This window comes from Paenibacillus sp. 481 (genome assembly GCF_021223605.1).
GTDB lineage: Bacteria > Bacillota > Bacilli > Paenibacillales > Paenibacillaceae > Paenibacillus_B.
In genome coordinates this window covers 2,930,548-2,956,833 of sequence record NZ_CP075175.1, presented here as the reverse complement: position 1 = coordinate 2,956,833, position 26,286 = coordinate 2,930,548, and the positions used below count along the sequence as shown (strand labels likewise).

30 protein-coding genes and 1 other annotated feature are annotated in these 26,286 nt (G+C 44.9%); all 30 genes read right to left on the bottom strand.

Annotated elements, in window-relative coordinates; genetic code table 11:
• Positions 1 to 26 precede the first annotated feature (26 nt).
• Positions 27 to 377, bottom strand: a complete 351-nt coding sequence (gene rplX / locus KIK04_RS12920; RefSeq protein ID WP_232274116.1) for a 50S ribosomal protein L24 — start codon at positions 375 to 377, stop codon at positions 27 to 29.
• A 39-nt stretch (positions 378 to 416) separates the two neighbouring features.
• Positions 417 to 785 carry a 50S ribosomal protein L14 gene (rplN, locus tag KIK04_RS12915; RefSeq protein ID WP_028595138.1) on the bottom strand — a complete coding sequence of 123 codons (369 nt, stop codon included), beginning with the start codon at positions 783 to 785 and terminating at the stop codon, positions 417 to 419.
• 35 nt (positions 786 to 820) lie between these two features.
• A complete protein-coding gene (rpsQ, locus tag KIK04_RS12910; protein WP_232274115.1) occupies positions 821 to 1,087 on the bottom strand; it encodes a 30S ribosomal protein S17 in 267 nt (88 codons plus the stop codon).
• Positions 1,088 to 1,149: 62 nt separating this feature from the next.
• Positions 1,150 to 1,350: a 50S ribosomal protein L29 gene (rpmC, locus tag KIK04_RS12905; protein ID WP_232274114.1), complete on the bottom strand. Its 201-nt coding sequence runs from the start codon at positions 1,348 to 1,350 to the stop codon at positions 1,150 to 1,152.
• Entirely contained in the window at positions 1,340 to 1,774 is a 435-nt protein-coding gene (gene rplP / locus KIK04_RS12900) for a 50S ribosomal protein L16 (protein WP_232274113.1), read from the bottom strand. Before rplP ends, rpmC begins: the two co-directional genes overlap by 11 nt.
• Positions 1,775 to 1,776: 2 nt before the next feature.
• A complete protein-coding gene (gene rpsC, locus KIK04_RS12895) occupies positions 1,777 to 2,442 on the bottom strand; it encodes a 30S ribosomal protein S3 (RefSeq protein ID WP_232274112.1) in 666 nt (221 codons plus the stop codon).
• A 13-nt stretch (positions 2,443 to 2,455) separates the two neighbouring features.
• Complete coding sequence (rplV, locus tag KIK04_RS12890) at positions 2,456 to 2,788, bottom strand: 50S ribosomal protein L22 (protein WP_232274111.1); 333 nt, start codon at positions 2,786 to 2,788, stop codon at positions 2,456 to 2,458.
• Between the two features lie 33 nt (positions 2,789 to 2,821).
• Entirely contained in the window at positions 2,822 to 3,100 is a 279-nt protein-coding gene (rpsS, locus tag KIK04_RS12885; protein WP_232274110.1) for a 30S ribosomal protein S19, read from the bottom strand.
• A 69-nt stretch (positions 3,101 to 3,169) separates the two neighbouring features.
• Positions 3,170 to 4,000, bottom strand: a complete 831-nt coding sequence (rplB, locus tag KIK04_RS12880) for a 50S ribosomal protein L2 (protein WP_232274109.1) — start codon at positions 3,998 to 4,000, stop codon at positions 3,170 to 3,172.
• A gap of 32 nt (positions 4,001 to 4,032) precedes the next feature.
• Positions 4,033 to 4,323: a 50S ribosomal protein L23 gene (gene rplW / locus KIK04_RS12875; protein WP_232274108.1), complete on the bottom strand. Its 291-nt coding sequence runs from the start codon at positions 4,321 to 4,323 to the stop codon at positions 4,033 to 4,035.
• Positions 4,323 to 4,946 (bottom strand): 50S ribosomal protein L4, encoded by a 624-nt coding sequence (gene rplD / locus KIK04_RS12870; RefSeq protein ID WP_232274107.1) that lies wholly within the window; start codon positions 4,944 to 4,946, stop codon positions 4,323 to 4,325. The genes rplW and rplD overlap by 1 nt, the downstream gene beginning before the upstream one ends.
• A gap of 25 nt (positions 4,947 to 4,971) precedes the next feature.
• A complete protein-coding gene (rplC, locus tag KIK04_RS12865; RefSeq protein ID WP_232274106.1) occupies positions 4,972 to 5,595 on the bottom strand; it encodes a 50S ribosomal protein L3 in 624 nt (207 codons plus the stop codon).
• 94 nt (positions 5,596 to 5,689) lie between these two features.
• Complete coding sequence (gene rpsJ, locus KIK04_RS12860; RefSeq protein ID WP_006212922.1) at positions 5,690 to 5,998, bottom strand: 30S ribosomal protein S10; 309 nt, start codon at positions 5,996 to 5,998, stop codon at positions 5,690 to 5,692.
• 305 nt (positions 5,999 to 6,303) lie between these two features.
• Positions 6,304 to 7,635 carry a globin-coupled sensor protein gene (locus tag KIK04_RS12855; RefSeq protein ID WP_232274105.1) on the bottom strand — a complete coding sequence of 444 codons (1,332 nt, stop codon included), beginning with the start codon at positions 7,633 to 7,635 and terminating at the stop codon, positions 6,304 to 6,306.
• Positions 7,636 to 7,825: 190 nt separating this feature from the next.
• Positions 7,826 to 9,016, bottom strand: a complete 1,191-nt coding sequence (gene tuf / locus KIK04_RS12850) for an elongation factor Tu (protein WP_232274104.1) — start codon at positions 9,014 to 9,016, stop codon at positions 7,826 to 7,828.
• A gap of 114 nt (positions 9,017 to 9,130) precedes the next feature.
• Positions 9,131 to 11,206, bottom strand: a complete 2,076-nt coding sequence (gene fusA, locus KIK04_RS12845) for an elongation factor G (protein ID WP_232274103.1) — start codon at positions 11,204 to 11,206, stop codon at positions 9,131 to 9,133.
• A 60-nt stretch (positions 11,207 to 11,266) separates the two neighbouring features.
• Positions 11,267 to 11,737 carry a 30S ribosomal protein S7 gene (rpsG, locus tag KIK04_RS12840; protein WP_232274102.1) on the bottom strand — a complete coding sequence of 157 codons (471 nt, stop codon included), beginning with the start codon at positions 11,735 to 11,737 and terminating at the stop codon, positions 11,267 to 11,269.
• 40 nt (positions 11,738 to 11,777) lie between these two features.
• Positions 11,778 to 12,197, bottom strand: a complete 420-nt coding sequence (rpsL, locus tag KIK04_RS12835; protein WP_232274101.1) for a 30S ribosomal protein S12 — start codon at positions 12,195 to 12,197, stop codon at positions 11,778 to 11,780.
• Positions 12,198 to 12,369: 172 nt separating this feature from the next.
• On the bottom strand, positions 12,370 to 12,624 hold the full coding sequence (locus KIK04_RS12830) for a ribosomal L7Ae/L30e/S12e/Gadd45 family protein (protein ID WP_232274100.1): 255 nt from the start codon (positions 12,622 to 12,624) through the stop codon (positions 12,370 to 12,372).
• A gap of 671 nt (positions 12,625 to 13,295) precedes the next feature.
• Positions 13,296 to 16,916: a DNA-directed RNA polymerase subunit beta' gene (gene rpoC, locus KIK04_RS12825; RefSeq protein WP_232274099.1), complete on the bottom strand. Its 3,621-nt coding sequence runs from the start codon at positions 16,914 to 16,916 to the stop codon at positions 13,296 to 13,298.
• A gap of 172 nt (positions 16,917 to 17,088) precedes the next feature.
• Positions 17,089 to 20,658, bottom strand: a complete 3,570-nt coding sequence (gene rpoB, locus KIK04_RS12820) for a DNA-directed RNA polymerase subunit beta (protein ID WP_232274098.1) — start codon at positions 20,656 to 20,658, stop codon at positions 17,089 to 17,091.
• Between the two features lie 357 nt (positions 20,659 to 21,015).
• Positions 21,016 to 21,618: a class I SAM-dependent methyltransferase gene (locus tag KIK04_RS12815; RefSeq protein ID WP_232274097.1), complete on the bottom strand. Its 603-nt coding sequence runs from the start codon at positions 21,616 to 21,618 to the stop codon at positions 21,016 to 21,018.
• 156 nt (positions 21,619 to 21,774) lie between these two features.
• Positions 21,775 to 22,134 (bottom strand): 50S ribosomal protein L7/L12, encoded by a 360-nt coding sequence (gene rplL / locus KIK04_RS12810; protein ID WP_232274096.1) that lies wholly within the window; start codon positions 22,132 to 22,134, stop codon positions 21,775 to 21,777.
• A gap of 66 nt (positions 22,135 to 22,200) precedes the next feature.
• Entirely contained in the window at positions 22,201 to 22,707 is a 507-nt protein-coding gene (gene rplJ / locus KIK04_RS12805) for a 50S ribosomal protein L10 (RefSeq protein ID WP_232274095.1), read from the bottom strand.
• Positions 22,708 to 22,763: 56 nt separating this feature from the next.
• Positions 22,764 to 22,929, bottom strand: a sequence feature (ribosomal protein L10 leader region).
• A 93-nt stretch (positions 22,930 to 23,022) separates the two neighbouring features.
• Positions 23,023 to 23,715 carry a 50S ribosomal protein L1 gene (rplA, locus tag KIK04_RS12800; protein WP_232274094.1) on the bottom strand — a complete coding sequence of 231 codons (693 nt, stop codon included), beginning with the start codon at positions 23,713 to 23,715 and terminating at the stop codon, positions 23,023 to 23,025.
• Between the two features lie 63 nt (positions 23,716 to 23,778).
• Positions 23,779 to 24,204 carry a 50S ribosomal protein L11 gene (rplK, locus tag KIK04_RS12795; protein WP_232274093.1) on the bottom strand — a complete coding sequence of 142 codons (426 nt, stop codon included), beginning with the start codon at positions 24,202 to 24,204 and terminating at the stop codon, positions 23,779 to 23,781.
• A 79-nt stretch (positions 24,205 to 24,283) separates the two neighbouring features.
• Positions 24,284 to 24,817 carry a transcription termination/antitermination protein NusG gene (nusG, locus tag KIK04_RS12790; protein WP_232274092.1) on the bottom strand — a complete coding sequence of 178 codons (534 nt, stop codon included), beginning with the start codon at positions 24,815 to 24,817 and terminating at the stop codon, positions 24,284 to 24,286.
• Between the two features lie 23 nt (positions 24,818 to 24,840).
• On the bottom strand, positions 24,841 to 25,032 hold the full coding sequence (gene secE, locus KIK04_RS12785; protein ID WP_232278718.1) for a preprotein translocase subunit SecE: 192 nt from the start codon (positions 25,030 to 25,032) through the stop codon (positions 24,841 to 24,843).
• 38 nt (positions 25,033 to 25,070) lie between these two features.
• Positions 25,071 to 25,220 carry a 50S ribosomal protein L33 gene (gene rpmG, locus KIK04_RS12780; protein ID WP_028543492.1) on the bottom strand — a complete coding sequence of 50 codons (150 nt, stop codon included), beginning with the start codon at positions 25,218 to 25,220 and terminating at the stop codon, positions 25,071 to 25,073.
• 392 nt (positions 25,221 to 25,612) lie between these two features.
• A complete protein-coding gene (sigH, locus tag KIK04_RS12775; RefSeq protein WP_232274091.1) occupies positions 25,613 to 26,266 on the bottom strand; it encodes an RNA polymerase sporulation sigma factor SigH in 654 nt (217 codons plus the stop codon).
• Positions 26,267 to 26,286 lie beyond the last annotated feature (20 nt).

Here is a 26,286-nt window from a genome sequence, read left to right as displayed (position 1 = left end):
GTGAAATGGACCTCCTTTCCTAGCGATTAGTCAATAATTTCGCCGGAGCGTTTCGCGACGCGCACTTTTTTGCCGTTCTCGACTTTATAGCCGATGCGCGTTACTTTGCCCGACTTCGGATCCACGTGCATTACGTTGGAAACGTGAACCGGAGCTTCTTGCTCGACGATACCGCCTTGCGGGTTTTTCGCGTTAGGCTTCTGGTGTTTTTTAACCAAGTTAACGCCTTCTACGATTACACGGTTTTCACGTGGGAACGCAGCGATAACGCGGCCTTTTTTACCTTTATCTTTACCCGTGATTACGATGACAGTGTCATCCTTTTTCACGTGCAACTTGTTGTTGTGCGATTCAAGAACTTTCTTCATTCGTGGCATGTTTCACACCTCCTGGATCTTGCCTGGCTGGCAAGCTGATTAGATAACTTCCGGCGCCAGGGAAACGATTTTCATGAAGTCTTTTTCGCGAAGTTCGCGAGCGACAGGTCCGAAAATACGAGTCCCGCGTGGGCCCTTATCTTCTTTCACGATAACCGCTGCGTTCTCGTCAAACGCGATGTAGGAACCGTCTTTACGACGTACCGAACGCTTTGTACGAACGATAACCGCCTTTACAACGTCACCCTTTTTGACAACGCCGCCTGGTGTTGCTTGTTTCACGGAGCAAACGATTAAATCACCGATGTGACCTACGCGACGACCAGTACCGCCCAAAACGCGGATGCACATCAATTCTTTCGCACCAGAGTTGTCTGCCACTTTTAATCGAGTAAATGGTTGAATCATTGGATTATCCTCCTTTCGGTGAAACTAACCGTCCCTTAAACGAGTACCGCTTTTTCTACCACTTCAACGAGTCTCCAGCGCTTGTCTTTCGACAACGGACGCGTCTCCATGATTTTAACTGTATCACCGATCTTAGCTTCGTTGTTCTCATCGTGAGCTTTGAACTTCTTCGTGTACTTGATGCGTTTGTGGTACAAATCATGCTTTTTGTATGTTTCCACTGCAACTACGATAGTTTTGTCCATTTTATCGCTGACGACTTTACCGACTTGCACTTTACGAGCGTTACGTTGTTCACTCATTAGTGTTTTGCCTCCTTCCTGAAAAAACAGGATATCTATATTTCGTAACCGACATTTGTCAATTAGCTAGTAATACCCAGTTCTCTTTGACGCAGAACCGTTTTCGCACGAGCAATTGCCTTACGTACGTCGCGAATACGTGTTGGGTTGTCAAGCTGGCCAGTAGCCAATTGGAAACGGAGGTTGAAAAGTTCTTCCTTGAATCCTGCAATCTTCAGTTCGAGTTCAGCAGTGGTCAAGTTGCGGAATTCACTAGCCTTCATTTGCTTCACCACCCATTTCTTCGCGTTTCACGAACTTCGTTTTGATTGGAAGCTTGTGAGCAGCAAGACGCATTGCTTCGCGTGCTACCTCTTCAGGTACACCAGAAAGCTCAAACATAATCTTGCCTGGCTTAACTACAGCCACCCACTTCTCAACGTTACCTTTACCGCTACCCATACGAACTTCAAGCGGCTTAGCCGTAATCGGTTTGTCTGGGAAAATCTTAATCCATACTTTACCACCACGTTTGATGTAACGTGTCATCGCAATACGAGCTGCCTCGATTTGACGATTCGTGATCCAAGTAGGTTCCATTGCTTGCAAACCGTATTCACCAAAGTTAACAGTTGTGCCGCCTTTTGCGCGACCTTTCATGTTACCACGTTGTTGTTTACGGTGTTTTACACGTTTAGGTACCAACATGATTAGTTGCCTCCTTCCTCAACAGCCTTTTTCTTAGCCGTAGGAAGTACCTCTCCACGATAAATCCATACTTTTACGCCGATACGGCCGTAAGTTGTATGAGCTTCAGCTGTGCCGTAGTCGATGTCAGCGCGAAGCGTATGAAGTGGCACTGTTCCTTCGCTATAACCTTCCGAACGAGCGATTTCTGCTCCGCCCAAACGACCGCTAACCGCTGTTTTAATACCTTTCGCTCCAGAACGCATAGAGCGTTGGATCGCTTGTTTCAAAGCGCGGCGGAAAGATACGCGGCGCTCCAGTTGTTGTGCAATGCTCTCAGCAACGAGGATTGCATCCAAGTCTGGAGTTTTGATTTCCGAGATGTTGATGTGCACTTTTTTGCCGTTAGAGATTTTAGTAACCTCACGACGAAGAGCTTCAACTTCGGAACCGCCTTTACCGATTACCATACCTGGCTTAGCAGTATGAATCGTAACGTTTACGCGGTTTGCAGCACGCTCGATTTCGATGCGAGATACTGCAGAATCTTTAAGTTTGTTCTTAATGAATTCACGAATCTTTACGTCTTCGATCAGCAATGCGCCGAAATCTTTCTCAGCGTACCACTTGGATTCCCAATCACGGATAATACCGACACGAAGTCCGACTGGATTTACCTTCTGACCCACACGTTTTCCCTCCTTATTTCTCGGATACCACGAGCGTGATGTGGCTTGTTCTCTTATTGATACGGCTTGCACGTCCCATTGCGCGCGGACGGAAACGTTTCAATGTTGGTCCTTGGTTCGCGAATACTTGCTCAATAACGAGCTTGTTCACGTCCATTTGGTAGTTATGCTCTGCATTGGCAATCGCCGAATTCAACAATTTCTCAACCACTGGGGACGCCGATTTAGGCGTGTGGCGCAAAATCGCGATTGCTTCGCCCACTTGCTTGCCACGGATCAAGTCGATAACGAGCTTGATTTTACGTGGAGCGATGCGAATGTTATTCGCATGTGCTTTCGCTTGCATGGTAGTACCTCCCCTCAAATGCTAAAAGTTAAATTAACGTCTCGTTTTCTTATCGTCGTCCGAGTGACCTTTGTACGTACGTGTTGGAGCGAATTCGCCGAGCTTATGTCCAACCATATCTTCCGTTACGTACACAGGCACGTGTTTACGACCATCATATACCGCAAATGTGTGACCGATGAATTGAGGGAAAATTGTAGAACGGCGAGACCAAGTTTTGATAACAACCTTCTTGTTCGACTCGTTCAACACTTCTACTTTCTTCATCAAGTGACCATCGATGAATGGTCCTTTTTTCAAACTGCGACCCATGTGTGAATCCTCCCTTCAAGAGACCTGATATATCACTTTTACGCTGCTGCGTAATGAGCCGGATAAATATTACTTCGTGCGACGACGAACGATATATTTATCGGATTGTTTACCTTTTTTACGCGTTTTGAAGCCAAGTGTTGGTTTGCCCCAAGGGGACATAGGTGATTTGCGACCGATTGGAGCGCGACCTTCACCACCACCGTGTGGGTGATCAACAGGGTTCATTACTACACCGCGGACAGTAGGACGTTTGCCCAACCAGCGGTTACGACCTGCTTTACCGACTTTAATCAATTCGTGGTCTTCGTTACCAACGGAACCGATTGTAGCACGGCAAACACTTAGAACTTTACGAACCTCGCCGGAAGTCAAGCGAATTGTTACATAACGCTCTTCTTTACCAAGCAATTGCGCTTCCGTACCAGCGGCGCGAACCAACTGAGCACCTTTACCCGGTTTCAACTCGATGTTGTGGATAACTGTACCTACTGGAATGTTTTGAAGCGGCAATGCATTACCAATCTTGATGTCCGCAGACGGACCAGACATAATAACGTCGCCAACTTTCAAACCTTTAGGCGCGACAATGTAGCGCTTTTCTCCATCAGCATAGTTAATTAATGCGATGTTAGATGTACGGTTCGGATCATACTCAACTGTAGCAACGCGGCCTTGAATGCCATCCTTGTTACGTTTGAAGTCGATGATACGATATTTACGTTTGTGTCCGCCGCCATGGTGACGAACCGTAATTTTACCTTGGTTGTTACGGCCTGCTTTTTTGCTCAAAGGTGCAAGCAACGATTTCTCCGGCGTGCTAGTCGTGATTTCTTCGAACGTCGAAACGCTCATTGCACGACGAGCCGGGGATGTCGGTTTGTACTTTTTAATAGGCACTGTTTTCCCTCCTTACTTTAGGAATGATATATTTATACCGTCTCAAAGAATTCGAGCGGTTTGCTATCTTTAGCCAATGTTACGAATGCTTTTTTCCATTCGGACGTGTAGCCAGAGTGGCGACCGTAACGTTTTGGTTTAGCAGGAACACGAAGTGTGTTCACGTTCGCTACTTTAACTTTAAAGATTTGCTCTACAGCCTGTTTGATTTCCGTTTTATTAGCACGGATGTCAACCTCAAATACGTATTTAAGATCGTTCATCATGTCAGCTGTACGCTCAGTAATTACGGGACGCTTAATGATATCGCGAGGGTCTTTCATTATGCGAACACCTCCTCTACCTTCTGAACCGCATCTTTAGTGATGATGAGCTTCTGATGACGAAGAACGTCGTATACGTTCACACCGTCTGCTGCTACCAGCTTAACTGCTGGAAGGTTGCGAGCGGACAATGCTACGTTATCATTGTACTCAGGAATCACGACAAGAGCCTTGCGATCCACATTCAAGTTGTTCAATACAGCTGCAAATTCTTTCGTCTTCGGTGCGTTAAATGCCAACTCATCAAGAACGATGATTTGATTTTCCAACACTTTCGCGGAAAGTGCAGATTTAATTGCCAAACGACGAACTTTCTTCGGAAGCTTGTAAGCATAGCTACGTGGTGTAGGTCCAAATACTACGCCGCCGCCTTTCCATTGTGGCGAACGAATAGAACCTTGACGTGCACGGCCTGTGCCTTTTTGTTTCCAAGGTTTACGGCCACCGCCGCGTACTTCGGAACGACCTTTTACTTTGTGCGTACCTTGACGCATAGATGCAAGCTGCATAACAACTGCATCATGAAGAACGTGCTTATTCGGTTCAATACCGAACACGCTGTCAGCCAATTCGATCTCGCCGACTTGCGCACCACTGATGTTGTATACTGCTACTTTAGGCATTCTGAGCTCCTCCTTTCTTCACCAATTACATTTTTACTGCTTGTTTAACGTTAACGAAGCTATTTTTAGGTCCTGGAATGGAACCTTTAACGAGGATAACATTACGTTCTGTATCCACTTTAATAACTTCAAGGTTTTGAATTGTGATTGTCTCAGTACCCATGTGACCTGGAAGGCGTTTGCCTTTAGGTACGCGGTTCGCTTGAATGGAACCCATGGAACCTGGACCACGGTGATAACGGGATCCGTGAGCCATTGGTCCGCGGCTTTGTCCCCAACGTTTAATAACGCCGGCGAAGCCTTTACCTTTGGAAGTACCCGTTACGTCTACGAACTCACCTTCAGCAAACATGTTGGCTTTCAATTCTTGGCCAACTTCGTATTGCGAAAGATCCACACCACGAACTTCTTTAACGTAGCGCTTAGGAGTTGCGTTAGCTTTTTTTGCATGACCGATTTCCGGCTTGTTTGTACGGCTAGCTTTCTTATCAGCAAAACCGATTTGGATAGCTTCGTATCCATCGTTCTCAACGTCTTTCTTTTGAAGAACTACGCAAGGACCAGCTTCGATTACCGTTACTGGAATAACGTTACCTTCTGGAGTAAAGACTTGAGTCATACCCAATTTTTTACCTAAGATACCTTTCATGTTGACACCTCTTTTCGTTCTCAGATCCGTTCTTAATGAAGCAGAAACAAATTATTCAACTATAGTTGTGGATAACTGTTTCAAATTTCAAAGCTTACAGCTTAATTTCGATATCTACACCGGACGGCAGGTCCAGTCGCATCAACGCATCAACTGTTTGCGGCGTTGGATTCACGATGTCGATCAAGCGCTTATGAGTGCGCATTTCGAACTGCTCGCGAGAATCCTTGTACTTGTGTACCGCACGCAAAATCGTGATGATTTGCTTCTCAGTTGGCAACGGGATTGGACCGGATACACCTGCACCGGAACGTTTTGCCGTTTCAACGATTTTCTCAGCCGATTGGTCGAGAACTCTGTGATCGTACGCTTTCAAGCGAATACGAATTTTTTGCTTTGCCATTTTAGTCCCTCCTTTTTTCGCCCAATTTTGCATCGGACATACTCCGTGAAAATTTTCCGTGCACACCGCCATGGCAAAGGGGCCGGGTGTGTCGGTAACCTCTCACTTCATCGCAACGTCGACGAACAACATTCATTATTATACATAAATGTCCCGACTAATGCAAGCTTTTGTTCAAATTTCACATCTTACAAACAGAAAGAGGTTTGAACAATCGTGCACATCAATCGGGACGCCGTCGCCATCTGTAATGCTATGTCATTATATAATGAATGTTTGTAATAGATCCACGGAAATTGATGGCACTAAATTTGCAGTGCTACCTGATTTAAACGTTCTGCCGAATCCGCAACATGAGCTGTTCCATCGCCGATGTTTTTAATAGAAGAAAGCAATGTTTCCATTTCACCTTGTACATGCTTCATATGCTCAACCCCTGTATCAGCTTGCTTCAATATATCCTCGAATGTATGTATCGTCTCCTCGGCCTGAGCTTTAACAGCAGTGACATTCGTTTGTACGTTTACTATGGTATATACGACAGAGTTTGTAACTAAGTTAGAATTGCCGATTAGTTCTTCAATATCTGCTAATGTTCGTTTGGTATTGGCTGCTAACTTGCTCACTTCTTTTGCAACTACAGCAAAACCTGCTCCGTACTCACCAGCTCTAGCGGCTTCAATCGATGCATTGAGTGACAATAAATTCGTTTGTTCTGCAATTTCCTTTACCGCATCAATTATCGACCGGATTCGCATGGAGGTCTCTTTAAGGTCTTTAATTTGTGTCTGCATTTCTTGAGTTAACGCATCAATATTATGAATACGCTCAACAAACTGCGTCATCATTTTTCCGCCTTCTATAGCTTTGTCTTGATTCACCATCGCCGATTCATTTGATTCCTGCACGGAATGACTAACAGATATGCTTCGCTCAATCAATTGCTTGATTGTACCATTCGTTTCAAAAGTGAGCTGCGCCAGATTCATACTGAGCTGTGATATATTTTCCTTCAACTCACTTTTCACTTTATCGTACTGCATCTCCCGTTCAACACGTAAACGATCTTCATCGTACGCCTCAAGCACCAGTTGCTGCTCTAAATTCATCATTTTATTAATGGCATGTATAAATGGAACTCGTTCAGTTGAAGAAGAAACACATTCATGTACTTTATCTATAATGAATCTTTGTAGATTTTGAAATGCCCCCATATACCACTTGGATTCAAGTCCAATCCGTCTGTGTACTTCAGCAATTTTTACTCGCTTCTGTACATATGCCTCATCAATAACACCGTCAAACATTTCTTCAATATGATTGCGTAATGTAATTTTCAATCGATCAATGGAGCTGTTTGTTTCAATAATATCCTTTAAGTGCTCAATACTAAGAACAGTCTTATAAAAAACTTCTGTGAGTTCGTCCATATGTGGAATTAGGACTGGTTTAAGTTTTTGGAGTAATGTTAAATCCAATTCAGTTAACGCTATAATTTCCATTTGTTTACGAAGTTCATGATGAAGAGGAATGTTAATGACGCCTAAAGCAACGACCTCATTAACGCTAAATTGCGCTTGCTCATTTGTTGAATGTTTACGGTTTCGAAAGCTTTCAATCCACTTTTTTATAACCATTAGTATGTATCCCTTCAGCATGATTTATTTTATTTCCTGTTACAAAAATAAATGAATCGAGGAACAGCAACTGGGCAAATTCAATATGTAAATAATTCGAAAGAGCAATACTAATTATGAGTATGTATAAAACCCCCTATCCACATGGGATAGAGGGTCTATTCAACACTGACTTACGTCAGCGTTATTATTATTTAATGATAGATGCTACTGCGCCAGCACCAACTGTACGGCCACCTTCGCGGATCGCGAAGCGAGTACCTTCTTCAATCGCGATTGGATTGATAAGGTTAACTGTTACAGTGATGTTGTCGCCTGGCATAACCATTTCTGTGCCTTCTGGCAAGTCGATGATACCAGTTACGTCCGTTGTACGGAAGTAGAACTGTGGACGGTAGCCAGTGAAGAACGGCTTGTGACGGCCACCCTCTTCTTTAGTCAAAACGTACACTTGAGCAGAAAACTCAGTGTGTGGTTTAACTGTGCCTGGCTTAACCAATACTTGACCACGCTCGATGTTGTTGCGGTCTACACCACGAAGCAATGCGCCAACGTTGTCACCTGCTTGAGCGGAGTCAAGCAATTTACGGAACATTTCAACGCCCGTAACAACGGATTTGCGAGTTTCTTCTTGGATACCAACGATTTCGATCTCGTCGCCAACTTTGATAGTACCACGCTCTACACGACCTGTAGCAACTGTACCACGGCCAGTGATGGAGAATACGTCCTCAACAGGCATCAAGAAAGGCTTGTCAGTGTCGCGCTCTGGCGTTGGGATGTAGCTGTCGATTTGCTCGAACAATTCTACGATCTTGTCAGCCCACTCACCATCGGAGTTTTGCAACGCTTCGCGAGCAGAACCACGGATGATTGGAGTGTCGTCGCCTGGGAATTCGTACTCGGACAACAAGTCACGAACTTCCATTTCTACCAACTCAAGCAACTCTTCGTCCTCAACCATGTCGCATTTGTTCAAGAATACAACGATGTAAGGAACGCCTACTTGGCGGGAAAGCAAGATGTGCTCACGTGTTTGTGGCATTGGACCGTCAGCTGCAGATACAACCAAGATCGCGCCGTCCATTTGAGCAGCACCTGTAATCATGTTCTTAACGTAGTCAGCGTGACCTGGGCAGTCTACGTGTGCGTAGTGACGGCTTGGAGTCTCATACTCAACGTGTGCAGTAGAGATTGTGATACCGCGCTCGCGCTCTTCAGGAGCTTTATCGATTTGGTCGAATGCTACAGCAGCACCACCGTATTTTTTAGATAATACTGTTGTGATTGCAGCAGTCAATGTTGTTTTACCGTGGTCAACGTGACCGATAGTACCGATGTTAACATGCGGTTTATTACGTTCAAACTTAGCCTTTGCCATTGGAACTAGTTCCTCCTTCAATAAGTGGAATATTTATGGTTTGGCTGAAGCACATGAACAAGTCATGTGCTTCAGCCTGTATTAATGAGTTAAGCGTCAAATGATTAGTATCAATTAAGCGCCTTTGCTCTTAGAGATAATCTCTTCCGCGATGCTGCGTGGAACTTCTTCATAGTGAGAAAGTTCCATTGCGAATACACCACGGCCTTGAGTACCGGAACGAAGTGTTGTGGAGTAACCGAACATTTCCGCCAAAGGTACCTTAGCACGGATAATTTGTGCACCTGCACGGCTATCCATACCTTCGATACGTCCACGACGGGAGTTCAACATACCCATAACGTCGCCCATGTACTCTTCAGGAACAGTAACTTCAACTTTCATGATTGGCTCAAGCAAGACAGGATTACACTTCTCTTTAGCTGCTTTAAGTGCCATGGAACCAGCAATCTTAAACGCCATTTCACTGGAGTCAACATCATGATAAGATCCGTCGAAAATAGTCGCCTTAATATCAACGAGCGGGAAGCCAGCAATTACGCCGTTCTTCATCGACTCTTCGATACCAGCTTGAACTGGAGCGATGTATTCACGAGGAACAACACCACCGACAACTTTATTTTCGAACACAAAGCCTGTACCTGGTTCTTGTGGTTCGAAGTTAATCCAAACGTGACCGTATTGACCACGACCACCGGATTGACGAACAAATTTACCTTCTACTTTAGCAGCAGATTTGAACGTTTCACGGTAAGCAACCTGAGGTTTACCTACGTTTGTTTCTACTTTGAACTCACGACGCATACGGTCAACGATGATCTCCAAGTGAAGCTCACCCATACCAGCCAAGATTGTTTGGCCAGTTTCTTCGTCCGTATGTGCACGCAATGTTGGGTCTTCCTCTGTCAACTTGGACAAAGCTACACCCATTTTATCTTGGTCAGCCTTAGTCTTAGGCTCAACTGCGATTTGGATAACCGGATCAGGGAAGTTCATGGACTCCAAGATAACCGGGTTCTTCTCCTCACAAAGTGTATCACCTGTACCTGTATCTTTCAAACCTACAGCAGCTGCGATGTCACCGGAATATACAGTGTCGATTTCTTCGCGGCTGTTTGCATGCATTTGAAGGATACGGCCGATACGCTCACGTTTGCCTTTTGTTGCGTTCAATACGTAAGATCCGGAGTTCAATACACCAGAGTATACGCGGAAGAACGTCAACTTACCAACGTAAGGATCCGTCATAATCTTAAACGCTAGAGCCGAAAACGGCTCAGAGTCAGAGGATTTACGGATTGCTTCTGTACCATCTTCAAGAGTACCTTTAATGTCAGGTACATCAATTGGAGCTGGCAAGTAGTCAATAACTGCATCCAACATAAGTTGAACACCTTTATTTTTGTAAGAAGATCCACAGATAACTGGGAAGATTTGAACGTTTACTACACCTTTACGGAGACCAGCTTTGATTTCTTCAATCGTCAGCTCTTCACCTTCGAGGTATTTCATCATCAATTCTTCGTCAAGTTCGGAAACCTTCTCGACCAATTCCATACGAAGTTCAGCAACTTGCTCTTTGAACTCTTCTGGAACTTCTACAATGTCAACATCACGGCCAAGGTCATCTTTGAAGATGTGAGCTTTTTGCTCTACCAAGTCAATAATACCCGTGAAGTCGTTCTCTGCGCCGATTGGCAATTGAATTGCTACAGCGTTCGCTTGCAAACGGTCTTTCATGGACTGGATAACGTTGAGGTAATCAGCGCCAATGATGTCCATTTTGTTTACGTAAGCAATACGAGGTACGCCGTAACGGTCAGCTTGACGCCAAACCGTCTCGGATTGAGGCTCAACGCCTTCTTTAGCAGAGAATACACCTACTGCTCCGTCCAATACGCGCAAGGAACGCTCAACCTCTACCGTAAAGTCAACGTGACCCGGAGTATCGATAATGTTAACACGGTGTTCTTTCCAAGCTGCTGTTGTAGCAGCGGAAGTAATCGTGATACCACGCTCTTGCTCTTGTTCCATCCAGTCCATAGTTGCTGCACCTTCGTGCACCTCACCAATCTTGTGAGTACGGCCTGTGTAGAACAAGATACGCTCCGTAGTTGTTGTTTTACCGGCATCGATGTGAGCCATGATTCCGATGTTACGCGTATTTTTCAAGGAGAACTGTCTAGCCATTGTTGGGAGTCTCCCTTCAAATATAAAAGTTCGCTGAAACGAACTACAAATTCGTTAATCCTACCAACGGTAGTGTGCAAACGCTTTGTTTGCTTCAGCCATTTTGTGCGTATCTTCACGTTTCTTAACTGCTGCACCAGTGTTGTTGGAAGCATCGATAATCTCTGCTGCCAAACGCTCTTGCATAGTTTTTTCTCCGCGGTTACGCGAGTAGTTAACCAACCAGCGCAATCCTAAGGATGTGCGGCGTTCTGGTTTAACTTCGATCGGCACTTGATAGTTAGCACCACCTACACGGCGAGCTTTAACTTCAAGTACTGGCATGATATTTTTAATTGCTGCTTCAAACACTTCCATAGGCTCTTTGCCTGTACGCTCATTGATAAGGCTGAATGCATCGTACAAAATTGTTTGAGCAACACCACGTTTACCGTCAAGCATAATGCGGTTGATTAAACGAGTAACCAACTTGCTGTTATATACCGGATCCGGCAATACGTCACGTTTTGTAACTGGACCTTTGCGTGGCATGTGTATCCCCCTTTCCAAAATCATTTATGATGAAAAAATATTATTTTTTCACTTTAGGACGCTTCGTACCGTATTTGGAACGAGCTTGCATACGGTTGTTCACACCAGCAGTGTCTAATGCACCGCGAACGATATGGTAGCGAACACCCGGAAGGTCTTTTACACGACCTCCACGTACGAGAACGACGCTGTGCTCTTGCAAGTTATGACCGATACCACCGATGTAAGCCGTTACTTCAATACGGTTCGTCAAACGTACACGAGCGTATTTACGAAGTGCGGAGTTCGGTTTTTTCGGAGTCATAGTACCTACACGAGTGCAGACACCGCGTTTTTGAGGCGCGCTTAAATCCGTTTCAACACGATGCAACGCGTTGAATCCTTTCTGCAATGCAGGGGACTTGGATTTAGTAACTTTAGCTTTACGGCCTTTACGTACCAATTGGTTAATTGTTGGCATTGATGCCACCCCCTTCCCATGATAATAACACCTTCATATTTCATTCAATTCATGCCCTTAAATCCAGGTTTTTAAGTCCACAGATCCAGGTGGTTCATAAATGAACAAATGAAAAGTTTTTGTATCGAATATTCATCAAGTGTAACATCCTTAACAAAAACATGGGTTAAAATTATTCATCTTCAATGACAGCTGCTGTAGCCGCTCCAACTTCAATGTTGCATGCTTTGCCAAGTTCCAGCATTGTACTTACATAAGTAAGCTTAACGCCTTGCTTCTGACAAAGTGCAATGACTTTGGAAGTGACTTTTGGTTCAGCATCTTCTGCCACAAACACCTGAATGGCTTTGCCTAGCTCCACCATTTTCAAGGTCTGCTTGGCCCCGATTCTGACATTAGAATCCTGAATCCCTTTATCATTCCACATAGTTAAGTTCCTCCCTATGTTCCTTATAAAGTACAGGCTAACGTCTCGGGCACACTACGATATATTAGCACTTCGAAAAATTAATGTCAAGCGTGAATTTTACTATATCTATTTTAATTTTGGTCTTATTTGATCTCTTTAATACTAGATCTGCTCGCGTAGAACACGATAACTAGTGAAATTAATGCTGATATTAAAAAATATATTTAATTTTTATGTATTCTCCCATTAGACCGTCAACGCTAAATGACAGTGGTGTCGCCATTTTATAACTATTGAAGATGCGCCTGCAACTTCACCTAGTAGATGCTTAGGTGTCGATTGCTATCTGAAAGTTAAGTAAAAATATAAATTATGCTGAGAAAATAAGCTCATTATGAAACCTTTTGCGAGCGCATAAACATTTTAAGATACAAAAAGAATCATTTGGCTTTCTCTTGGTTATCCAAACACAAAATCATAATCCTCCCCAATATATTTAATGACATTAAACATAAACGTTTGTATTGTGTTGATTTTCCGATATGGATATAAATAATAATATTGGATGACACCTGATTTAGGGAAAAAGTATAAAGCAAAAAGCCGACAGTGCGCATTACTTTACGTAATACGCGCCTGTCGGCTTTTTTAATAGGCTTAACTAATGTTATAGCCCTAGTTTATGCAGTTTACTCAGCTACGCCTACAGCAGCAGAATCCACTAGTTCTTCGGTTTCTTCCTCATGCAACGGATTAATAATCTTAACGCTGCGATATCGGTTCATACCTGTACCAGCTGGAATCAACTTACCGATAATAACATTTTCCTTCAAGCCGAGCAATTTGTCGACTTTACCTTTGATAGCTGCGTCCGTCAAGACACGAGTTGTCTCTTGGAAGGATGCCGCTGACAAGAAGGAATCTGTCTCAAGCGATGCTTTTGTAATACCAAGCAATACTGGCTTCGCAACAGCCGGCTCGTTGCCGGACAAGATTGCTTCCTTGTTCGCTGCTTCGTATTCGTGAATATCTGCAAACGAACCTGGTAGAAGCGTCGTGTCACCCGCATCGACGATGCGAATTTTACGCAACATTTGCTTGATCATAACTTCAACGTGCTTGTCGTTGATTTCTACGCCCTGGTTACGGTAAACGCGCTGAACTTCTTGCAAGATATAGTTCTGCACGCCACGAATACCTTTAATGCGTAGCATTTCTTTCGGATCGATCGAACCGTCCGTAATTTCGTCACCAGCTTCAAGTACTTGGCCTTCGTATACACGGATACGTGATCCGTAAGTAACGGAGTAGACTTTCGTCTCTGCTTCACCTTGTACTTCGACTTCGCGACGATCTTTAGCCTCACGAATTTCTTTCACGACACCGTCGATTTCAGAAATAATCGCTTGACCTTTCGGATTACGCGCTTCGAACAACTCTTGGATACGCGGCAAACCTTGTGTAATATCGTCTCCCGCAACACCACCGGTATGGAACGTACGCATCGTCAACTGTGTACCTGGTTCACCGATCGATTGCGCTGCGATAATACCAACAGCTTCACCGATCTCAACGTGTTTACCAGTTGCCAAGTTGCGTCCGTAACATTTCTTACAAACCCCGTGACGAGCACGGCAGCTGAGTACGGAACGAATTTGCAAACGTTCAACGCCAGCTTCCACGATCGCATCCGCTTTGTCGGAATCGATCAGCTCATTGCGGTGAGCAATAATGTCACCTGTTTCCGGGTGGCGAACAGTCTCGAAGCAGTAGCGACCTTCAATACGGTCGTACAAGCCCTCGATAACCTCTTTGCCGTCCGTAATGTTGGAAACGGTAAAGCCTTTATCTGTGCCACAATCTTCTTCTCGTACGATAACGTCTTGTGCAACGTCAACGAGACGACGAGTCAAGTAACCCGAGTCCGCTGTACGAAGCGCCGTATCTGCGAGACCTTTCCGCGCTCCGTGAGTGGAGATAAAGTACTCCAAGACCGTCAGACCATCGCGGAAGTTAGATTTGATTGGCAATTCGATAATACGACCAGACGGGTTGGCCATGAGACCACGCATACCGCCCAGCTGTGTAATCTGCGATTTGTTACCCCGTGCTTTGGAGTCTACCATCATCATGATGGAGTTGAAACGATCCATGGATTTCATCAAAATACCTGTGATCTTGTCTTTTGACTCGGACCATACTTCAATAACACGGTCATAACGCTCTTCGTTCGTGATAAGACCACGACGATATTGGTTCATAATCACTCTAACTCTTTCGTCGGATTCCCTCAGAATTTCATCCTTCTCTGGAGGAACGACAACGTCTGCCACAGCGATTGTAATACCAGAACGAGTGGAGTACGTAAAGCCTAACTGCTTGATATCGTCCAAAATAATCGACGTTTTTGTCGTATGGTACGTTTCAAAGCAGCGCGCGATAATTTGACCAAGATAATCTTTGCCAACTGCCCCAGTTTCAGGTAGAGTTTGCAAGATCTCTTTAATATTCGCGCCTTTTTCATATATGAAATATTGATCAGGTGTTCCCTCAAACAAGTTACGCTTTGTCGGCTCATTGATGTAAGGGAAGTTCTCTGGGAATATTTCGTTGAAAATGATGCGTCCTACCGTTGTTACGATAAGCGCGCCTTGTTGTTTTTCTGTAAAGCAAGTCTTACCAAGCTCTTTAGCCGGAATGACACAACGTGCATGCAGCGATGCTGCGCCGCGTTGGTATGCGGACACGGCTTCGTTTACAGATGCAAAGATTGTACCAGAACCGAGTGCATCCTTGTTGTCCACCGTCAAATAATACGATCCTAAAACCATATCCTGAGATGGTGTAACGACAGGCTTACCGTCTTTAGGGTTCAAGATATTACCGGATGCCAACATGAGCAAGCGAGCTTCTGCTTGTGCTTCTGCGGACAACGGTACGTGAACCGCCATCTGGTCACCGTCGAAGTCAGCGTTATACGCTGTACAAACGAGCGGATGCAACTTAATTGCGCGACCTTCTACCAAAATCGGTTCAAATGCTTGAATACCGAGACGGTGAAGAGTTGGTGCGCGGTTAAGAAGAACTGGGTGTTCACGGATAACTTCCTCTAGAACGTCCCATACCTCAGGGCTTACGCGCTCAACTTTACGTTTCGCGCTCTTGATGTTGTGTGCCAAACCTTTGTTCACGAGTTCTTTCATCACGAACGGTTTGAACAACTCCAACGCCATTTCCTTCGGCAAACCACATTGGTACATTTTCAAGCTAGGACCAACTACGATAACCGAACGGCCAGAGTAGTCTACACGCTTACCTAGCAAGTTCTGACGGAAACGTCCTTGCTTACCTTTCAACATGTGGCTAAGCGATTTCAACGGACGGTTACCTGGACCCGTTACTGGGCGACCACGGCGACCGTTGTCGATGAGCGCATCCACAGCTTCTTGGAGCATACGTTTCTCGTTCTGTACGATAATGTCCGGTGCGCCCAAGTCAAGCAAACGCTTCAGACGGTTGTTACGGTTAATGACACGACGGTACAAATCATTCAAGTCGGAAGTCGCGAAACGACCGCCATCCAGCTGTACCATTGGACGCAATTCCGGTGGAATAACCGGCAATACGTCAAGTATCATCCAATCCGGGCTATTGCCAGAGTTACGGAACGCCTCAATAACTTCCAAGCGCTTAATCGCACGGTTACGACGTTGACCTTGAGCTGTACGAAGTTCCTCTTTGAGGTGTACAAGTTCTTTATCTACGTCCAAGTCTTGCAAAAGCTTCTTAACAGCCTCTGCACCCATACCCGCTTGGAATGCGTGTCCGTATTTCTCACGATAGCTGCGGTACTCTTTCTCCGACAGCAATTGTTTCTTTTCCAATGGCGTGTCGCCTGGATCTGTTACCACGTAGGAAGCGAAGTAAATGATCTCTTCCAAAGAACGCGGTGACATATCAAGCCCCAAGCCCATACGGCTTGGAATACCTTTGAAATACCAAATGTGCGATACTGGAGCAGCCAATTCAATATGGCCCATCCGTTCGCGACGTACTTTTTGGCGTGTTACTTCAACGCCGCATCGATCACATACTACACCTTTGTAACGAACGCGTTTATATTTACCGCAATGACACTCCCAGTCTTTTGTCGGTCCGAAAATTTTCTCACAGAACAAGCCTTCTTTCTCAGGCTTGAGTGTACGATAGTTTATCGTCTCCGGCTTTTTGACTTCGCCACGCGACCAAGAACGAATCTTCTCGGGAGAGGCCAGCCCAATTTTCATAAATTCAAAATTGTTGACGTCCATCAAGGAGCAACCTCCTTAATTTGTACTTGAGTTCACCGCCATGCACGCAGAGGACGGATTAGAATGTTTGATACGTTAACTGAAACAAAGTTATCTATATGGATTGACGATGATCAGTGACAGTCGCCACTGATCATCGTCACAACTATATTTGAGCTGTCATCTTATGCGCTTATTCAGCGTCAGCAGCAACAGTTCCCTCTTCCAAGTCAAGATTCAGCTTGTCTTGCGGAACTTCGTCGTCTTCGTCGTATTCACGCATTTCGATTTCTTCTTCGTTCTCAGTAAGGATTTTAACGTCCATACCTAAACTTTGAAGCTCTTTGATCAATACTTTGAACGACTCAGGAACACCTGGTTCTGGTACGTTCTCGCCTTTAACGATTGACTCGTACGTCTTCACGCGGCCAACAACGTCATCAGACTTAACCGTAAGGATCTCCTGCAACGTGTAGGCAGCACCGTATGCTTCGAGTGCCCACACCTCCATCTCACCGAAGCGCTGACCACCAAATTGAGCTTTACCACCCAATGGCTGTTGCGTAACGAGTGAGTATGGTCCTGTAGAACGAGCGTGAATCTTATCGTCGACCATGTGCGCCAGTTTGATCATGTACATGACACCGACTGTAACTTCACGTTCAAACATTTCACCTGTACGTCCATCGTAGAGGCGTGTTTTACCGTTGCGTTGCATACCTGCTTCTTCCATCGTATCGAATACGTTGAACTCAGTTGCACCGTCGAATACTGGCGTCGCCATGTGCATACCAAGGTAACGCGCAGCCATACCTAAGTGTACTTCCAACACCTGACCGATGTTCATACGAGAAGGTACGCCCAATGGGTTCAATACAACTTGAACAGGTGTGCCATCTGGCAAGAACGGCATATCTTCTTCAGGCAAAATACGTGCGATGACACCCTTGTTACCGTGGCGTCCCGCCATTTTATCGCCTTCAGAGATTTTACGTTTTTGCGCAATGTAGCAACGTACGAGCTGATTAACGCCTGGCGGCAATTCGTCGCCATTGTCGCGTGTGAATACTTTTACGTCAACAACGATACCGTCAGTACCGTGTGGAACGCGCAAGGACGTGTCACGAACTTCACGCGCTTTTTCTCCGAAGATTGCGTGCAAGAGACGCTCTTCAGCAGTCAATTCCGTAACACCCTTAGGCGTTACTTTACCAACGAGGATATCGCCTGCTTTAATCTCAGCACCAACACGGATAATACCGCGCTCGTCGAGGTTCTTCAGCGCTTCTTCGCCGACATTCGGAATGTCGCGTGTAATTTCTTCAGGTCCAAGCTTCGTATCACGAGCTTCAGACTCATATTCTTCAATGTGAATGGACGTATAAACGTCCTCTTTCACCATTTTTTCGGATAGCAAAATCGCATCCTCATAGTTGTAGCCTTCCCACGTCATAAACGCAACGACAACGTTACGACCGAGTGCAATTTCACCCATCTCAGTGGAAGGACCGTCCGCTAGAATATCGCCTGGTTTGACGATTTCACCTTTTCTGGCAAGTGGACGTTGGTTAATGCAAGTTCCTTGGTTGGAACGCATAAACTTCTGCAACTTATGTTTAACGAGATCGCCTTTAACTTCTTTACCGTCAACATTTTCGATACGGCGAACTTGAATTTCATTCGCTGTAACTCGCTCAACAACACCATCGACTTTGGATACAATACATACACCAGAGTCTTTAGCTGATTTGTGTTCCATACCTGTACCAACGAATGGCGCCTGCGGTATCAACAACGGTACCGCCTGCCGCTGCATGTTTGATCCCATGAGCGCGCGGTTGGAGTCATCGTTTTCCAAGAATGGAATAAGCGCTGTTGCAACGGATACAACCTGTTTCGGCGAAACGTCCATGTAGTCTACACGTTCCGTCGGCATGGTCAAGATGTTATCCGATTGTTTATTGTAACGAACGATAACCGTGTCATCTCTAAATGAATTGTCATCATTCAAAGGCGCATTTGCTTGTGCGATAACATAGTTATCTTCTTCGTCTGCTGTCAAGTAATCGATATTCTCTGTTACTTGACCCGTCTTCGGATCAACCCAACGATATGGTGCTTCAATGAAGCCGTACTCGTTCACACGTGCAAACGTGGACAAGGAGTTGATCAAACCGATGTTCGGACCCTCTGGAGTCTCGATCGGGCACATACGACCATAGTGTGAGTGGTGAACGTCTCGAACTTCAAAGCCCGCGCGCTCACGCGTCAAACCACCAGGTCCGAGTGCAGACAGACGACGTTTGTGCGTCAGCTCTGCCAATGGATTCGTCTGGTCCATAAACTGCGACAACTGGGAGCTTCCGAAGAACTCCTTGATCGAAGCGATAACTGGACGAATATTGATCAGGGCTTGCGGTGTAATCACATTCGCATCTTGAATGGACATACGCTCACGCACAACACGTTCCATACGGGATAAACCGATACGGAATTGGTTTTGCAACAACTCACCTACGGAACGTAGACGACGGTTACCAAGATGGTCAATATCGTCTGTGCTTCCGATGCCGTGCAGCAAGTTGATGAAATAGTTGATGGACGAGATAATGTCCGCCGATGTAATGTGCTTCACGTTTTTGTCGATAATACCGTTAGCAATCAACTTGGTAACTTTATTATCTTCAAGCGGTGAGTACACACTAATTGTTTGCAACGGAATGTCATCTGCATCCAATACGCCGCCAGCAACGTGGTAAGTCTTGAACCCAACATTGCTTTCCAGACGCGGCAAAATTTCGTCGAGCAAACGACGGTCAATCATTTGACCCTCTTCTGCGAGAATTTCTCCCGTATCCGGATCAACGAGCGTTTCCGCCAAACGTTGATTGAACAAGCGGTTTTTGATGTGAAGCTTTTTATTAATTTTGTAACGACCGACGTTCGCCAAGTCGTAGCGCTTCGGGTCGAAGAAACGAGCAATCAGTAAGCTCTTAGCATTCTCCAACGTCGGTGGCTCGCCTGGACGCAAACGCTCATAAATCTCGATGAGCGCTTTCTCTGTCGAATCTGTATTGTCTTTATCTAGGGTATTGCGAATATATTCGTCATGACCGAGCAAATCTAAGATTTGTTCGTCTGTGCCAAATCCGAGTGCACGCAGCAATACTGTGACTGGAATTTTACGTGTGCGATCAATACGAACATAAATGATGTCCTTCGCATCCGTCTCCAACTCCAACCATGCTCCGCGGTTCGGAATTACCGTCGCCGTATATGTCTTCTTCCCGTTCTTGTCAACTTTAGTGCTGAAATAGACACTTGGGGAGCGGACCAACTGGCTGACGATGACGCGTTCTGCACCGTTGATAATGAATGTCCCGGTTTCCGTCATGAGTGGGAAATCACCCATAAACACTTCCTGTTCTTTCACTTCACCGGTCTCTTTATTGAGCAGGCGAACTTTAACGCGAAGTGGTGCTGCATAAGTAACGTCGCGTTCCTTCGATTCATCAACCGAATATTTTGGTTCACCTAAGCTGTAATCGACAAACTCCAGAACCAAATTACCTGTGAAATCCATAATCGGCGAAATGTCTTGGAACATTTCACGCAATCCTTCGTCCAAAAACCATTCGTACGATTTCTGTTGGATTTCTATCAAGTTCGGAACTTCGAGTACCTCTTTGATGCGCGCATAGCTGCGCCGAGTGCGTCGACCATACTGAACAAGATGTCCTGCCAACTTAAACTCACCCCTCATGTCTACTCAAAAATATGGATTGCGAATCCTTTTCGGTATCCTTTATAATAAAGTCCTCGAAAGAGACTCCAAAACAGTATAAAATGTAAAAACCGCGACAAAAAGAAAAACGCACGCTCACGGCAAAAACATCTATCCAGATGGACGCCGTTTCCCCGTGCCGTCGTTTCGAGTTGTCATTCCACCTTCATAACGATAGATTTGCCCAAAATGTAAACATTATACGTCAAGTGACGAAAATATATGCATCCTTTTCAAAAAAAGGCTTGACATTTTAGCGAAATAAAGACATGAAGGCCATCCTAATACTGACATTCTATAATATTATCATATTGGTCATATGAAGTCAACAAAAAATCATTTTTGCGCTCTGAAAATACGATAACCTTTATCTTTTGTTACTTCTTCTACAGACTCTTCCCCAAACAACGCGATCAATTTTGCCTCCGCGGAGGGTGCACCTTGTTTCTTTTGAATAACGATCCACAAGGAACCACCTTGTTGCAAATGAGTGTAGGATTGTTCAAAAATACGGTGTACAACTTCTTTACCTGCACGAATTGGCGGGTTCGTTAGAATAACATCGAACATTTCTCCATCCAACGCAGCCAACCCATCACTCTCACGGATGACCACGTTTGTGACGCCGTTCAAAGCTGCATTTTCACGAGCTAGGTCTAATGCACGTTCATTCACATCAACCATAACGACCTCACCAGCTGTCGCTAGCTTTGCAGCTGTTATGCCAATAGGACCATAACCGCAGCCAACGTCTAGCACTCGCGCTTGTTCTGGTATATCCATAGCATCAATGAGCACACGGCTTCCATAATCAATGTCACTCTTTGAAAATACACCCGCATCAGAGTTGAAACGCAATGTAAAACCACGCAACTCCATTTGAAGCAATTTACGATCATTTGCTACGCTTGGCTGTTTGCTATAATAATGATTAGCCATTCGTAAACCTCCATTTCAGCTCTATCGTGTGCTGTCGTTCATTGTCTAGCATGCGCTAGTCAAAGTGACTTCATCACAAGTCGAATCTGATGTCGTATCCTAGACAACGAACCCCTTGAAGTAACTTCAAGGGGTTCGCACATCGAGAAGCTGAAATTACTTCACTTCTACAGTCGCGCCAGCTTCTTCAAGCTTCGCTTTTACTGCTTCTGCTTCTTCTTTGCTTACTTTTTCTTTCAACGCTTTAGGAGCGTTGTCTACCAAGTCTTTCGCTTCTTTCAGGCCAAGACCTGTGATTTCGCGAACTACTTTGATTACGTTGATTTTGCCAGCGCCAGCGCTGTTCAAAATTACGTCGAATTCAGTTTGCTCAGCAGCTTCAACAGCACCGCCAGCTACTACTGCAACTGGAGCTGCAGCTGTTACGCCGAATTCTTCTTCGATTGCTTTAACAAGATCGTTCAATTCCAATACGGACATGCCTTTGATGGCTTCCAAGATTTGCTCTTTGCTCATGGTTGAACCTCCATATTAATGATTTAATAGTATTTTGCATAACGTTCCATCGCTGAAACGGTATAATTATTGAGCTTCCGCTTCTTTCTTTTCGCCGACTGCTTTGACAGCCAAAGCGAAGTTGCGAACAGGTGCTTGAAGCACGCTGAGCAACATAGACAACAAACCATCGCGTGAAGGCAATGCTGCCAACTCTTGAATTTGCGCTACATCAACTACGCGACCTTCTACGATACCACCCTTAATTTCAAGAGCGTCGTTTTTCTTCGCGAAGTCAGCCAAAATTTTCGCAGGAGCTACTGCGTCCTCACGGCTGAATGCAATCGCCGTCGGACCAGTCAACGCACTGTCCAATTCCGTCAACTCTGCTTGCTCAGTTGCACGACGTACCAAAGAGTTTTTCAACACTTGGAATTCGATGCCTGCCTCGCGCAATTGCTTACGGAGTTCAGTCACTTGCGAAACGTTCAATCCACGGTAATCAGCAACAACTGTTGTTACGCTACCGCGCAATTTGTCAGCAATTTCTTGAACTGCTTGTTGTTTAGATTCGATTACTTTTGCGTTTGCCACTTGTTCCACCTCCTACAAGTATGGTTCACAACCGCATCTTGTGTTCGTCATCCTACGCGAGCATAAGAAAAGCCTCTGTATGAAGTACAGAGGCATTACGAAAGCGAATGGTGTACGGCCACGTCTTATGACGTACACCATCGCACTCAGTCTATTCGAACACCTCGGTAGGAGATTAAGCCTTTCGGCGCCTACTGTCTACGGTATGATTATTCAATGTTTAGTACACGCTGCTTTCAGCAACTCCATAAGGATAGCATAAATGGTCGAACAATGTCAACTCATCCCTTTACTTACCAAATGGCTAAGTGAATCTTAGCGGAAAGATGCTGTGTTAACGCGTGCTGCAGGGCCCATCGTCGATGATACCGAGATGTTCTTCATGTAAACGCCCTTAGCCGCTGCCGGCTTCGCACGGTTCAAAGCGTCGATCAATGCTGTCATGTTGTCGTTCAACTTGTCAGCGTCGAAAGATACTTTACCGATTGGCGCATGAATTTGACCTGCTTTGTCTAGACGGTACTCGATTTTACCAGCTTTGATTTCTTGAACAGCTTTAGTAACATCAAAAGTAACCGTACCAGCTTTAGGGTTTGGCATGAGACCTTTACCACCAAGGATACGTCCCAATTTACCAACTTCGCTCATCATGTCTGGCGTAGCTACGCAGACATCGAACTCGAACCAGCCTTGTTGAATTTTGTTGATAAGATCTTGATCACCAACAAAGTCAGCACCTGCTGCTTCTGCTTCTTTAGCTTTATCGCCTTTAGCGAATACAAGCACGCGCTTCGTTTTACCTGTGCCGTGAGGCAGTACAACGACGCCACGAACTGCTTGGTCTTGTTTACGTGGGTCTACACCCAAACGAACTGCTACTTCAACAGTTTCGTCGAATTTAGCTGTTGCCGCTTTTTTCACCAATTCAATGGCTTCAGCTGGCTCATAAGTTGCTTCTTTATCGAACAACTTAGCAGCTTCGATATATTTCTTGCCGTGTTTTGCCATGTTATTTCCTCCTCATGTGGTATTAGCGGATTAACCTCCCACTAACGTCAAGAAGACTAAGAATTAGTCTTCAACGACGATGCCCATGCTGCGGGCTGTGCCTTCGATCATGAGCATAGCTGCCTCAACGGAAGCTGCGTTCAAGTCAGGCATTTTTTGTTCAGCGATTTCACGAACAACAGAACGTTTAACAGTAGCAACCTTCTTCTTGTTCGGCTCACCGGAACCTTTTTCAACCTTAGTTGCAACTTTCAGCAATACAGCTGCAGGTGGAGTTTTCGTGATGAACGTAAAGGAGCGGTCTTCAAATACAGTGATTTCAACCGGGATAATCAAACCCGCTTGATCAGCTGTTTTTGCGTTGAACTCTTTACAGAACGCCATGATGTTAACGCCTGCTTGACCCAATGCAGGACCTACTGGAGGTGCTGGATTCGCTTTACCTGCTGGAATTTGCAATTTAACCATTTTAATGACCTTTTTTGCCATGTGGTACACCCCCTTGCGCTAATAATATGGATTCTAAATGCGGCAAACCGCATTTTAATCCATAAAGAAACCTCAAAGATTAAATCTTCTCTACTTGGTGGTAATCCAACTCAAGTGGGGTTTCTCGTCCAAACATGTTTACGTGGACCTTCAACTTCTCTCTGTCTAGTACGATTTCTTCAATCGTACCGACGAAGTTGGCGAAAGGTCCTACCATAATACGTACCGATTCCTTCAGTTCGAACTCAATCGTGGTCTTCGGCTGTTCCATACCCATTGTTTTCAGAATCTGTTCAACTTCATCTGGCAACAATGCAGTAGGTTTAGAACCGGAACCAGTAGAGCCAACGAACCCTGTGACCCCTGGCGTGTTGCGAACAACATACCAAGATTCATCAGTTTGAATCATTTCGACAAGAACATATCCCGGGTAAACTTTACGCATGACAGTCTTTTTCTTACCGTCTTTGTTTACGATTTCTTCTTCCATCGGAACAAGAACGCGGAATATCTTGTCTTCCATGCCCATAGATTCGACACGTTTTTCCAAATTGGCTTTCACCTTGTTCTCATAACCTGAGTAGGTATGAACAACGTACCATCTTTTTTCCATATTCAAGCCACCTTGGGACTTTATTAAATAATCGCTTCGACAATCGCGGAAATCCCGATGTCAAGGACCCAGAAATAGAACGTCATAAAGATGACCGTGGCTAATACGACGATCGTGTAGCTTGTCAGTTCTTTACGATTGGGCCAGCGAACCTTTTTCAATTCGCCCCAGCTGTCGCCGAAAAAGGAAAACATTGAACCGAAACTTTGTTTCAGTTTCCCGAAGAAAGCCACGGACTACACCTCCATCAGACTTATCTTGTTTCGCGATGAGAAGTATGCTCGTTGCAGAACTTGCAGAATTTCTTCAACTCGATGCGGTCTGGGTGATTGCGTTTATTCTTCGTTGTTGTATAGTTGCGCTGTTTGCAACCCGTGCAAGCCATCGTAACGATTACCCGCATGTTGTACACCTCCTGAAGACACCTTTTGATAAGAAGCGTCGTAATTCAACCTAAAAAACGTCGCATATTTAGGGCTACCCAAACACTTTATCATACGGGTCATTTCATGTCAATGAAAAGATGTTGACGCCGTGGGGGTTTATGCCCTTTAATCTATCACATAGGCAGCTGGTTTGACAAAGGAAATGATCGCTAAGCGATAGCTTAATAACTAGTATAGAACAGTTCCAATAGAACTAAACGTCAACTTGTTTTTACTCTATTACTTCAGCATTACAAAAGGCGCTAGCAATCACACTGTTATACAACAATTCCGAATACAATAAAATGCCCGTCATCCGTATTCAACGGCTACGAGCATCTTTTATTGTTATAGCGGTTTAACCACAACGTTAGCTTTCTTCTTCATCACGTAGTTCTAAGTAACGCTCCAACTTACGCTTAACTCGCTGTAATGCATTGTCGATTGATTTTACGTGTCTGTCTAAATCAACGGCAATTTCCTGATAGGAACGACCATCTAAATAAAGCATAAGCACTTTACGTTCTAAATCACTTAATATTTCGGCCATCTTATCTTCGAGTCCGATAAACTCTTCCTGATTAATAATCAACTCTTCAGGATCGGATACACGAGAACTGCCGATAACATCAAGCAACGTACGGTCGGAATCTTCATCATAAATAGGCCTGTCCAATGAGACGTATGAGTTGAGTGGAATATGCTTCTGACGCGTGGCCGTCTTAATGGCCGTAATAATCTGACGTGTTATACATAATTCCGCAAACGCCTTGAACGACGCTAACTTATCTCCTTTGAAGTCACGAATTGATTTATATAAACCAATCATGCCTTCTTGTACGATATCCTCACGGTCAGCTCCTATTAAAAAATAAGAACGTGCCTTCGCCCGTACGAAATTGCGATATTTATTAATTAAGTATTCAAGCGCTTCATTGTCACCCTCACGGACCGAGTCGACTAATAGTTCATCTGTCAACCGATCATATGGGGAAGTGCTCAATACTTTGAGGTCGACACTCACTAGCAATCCCTCCGGCCTGC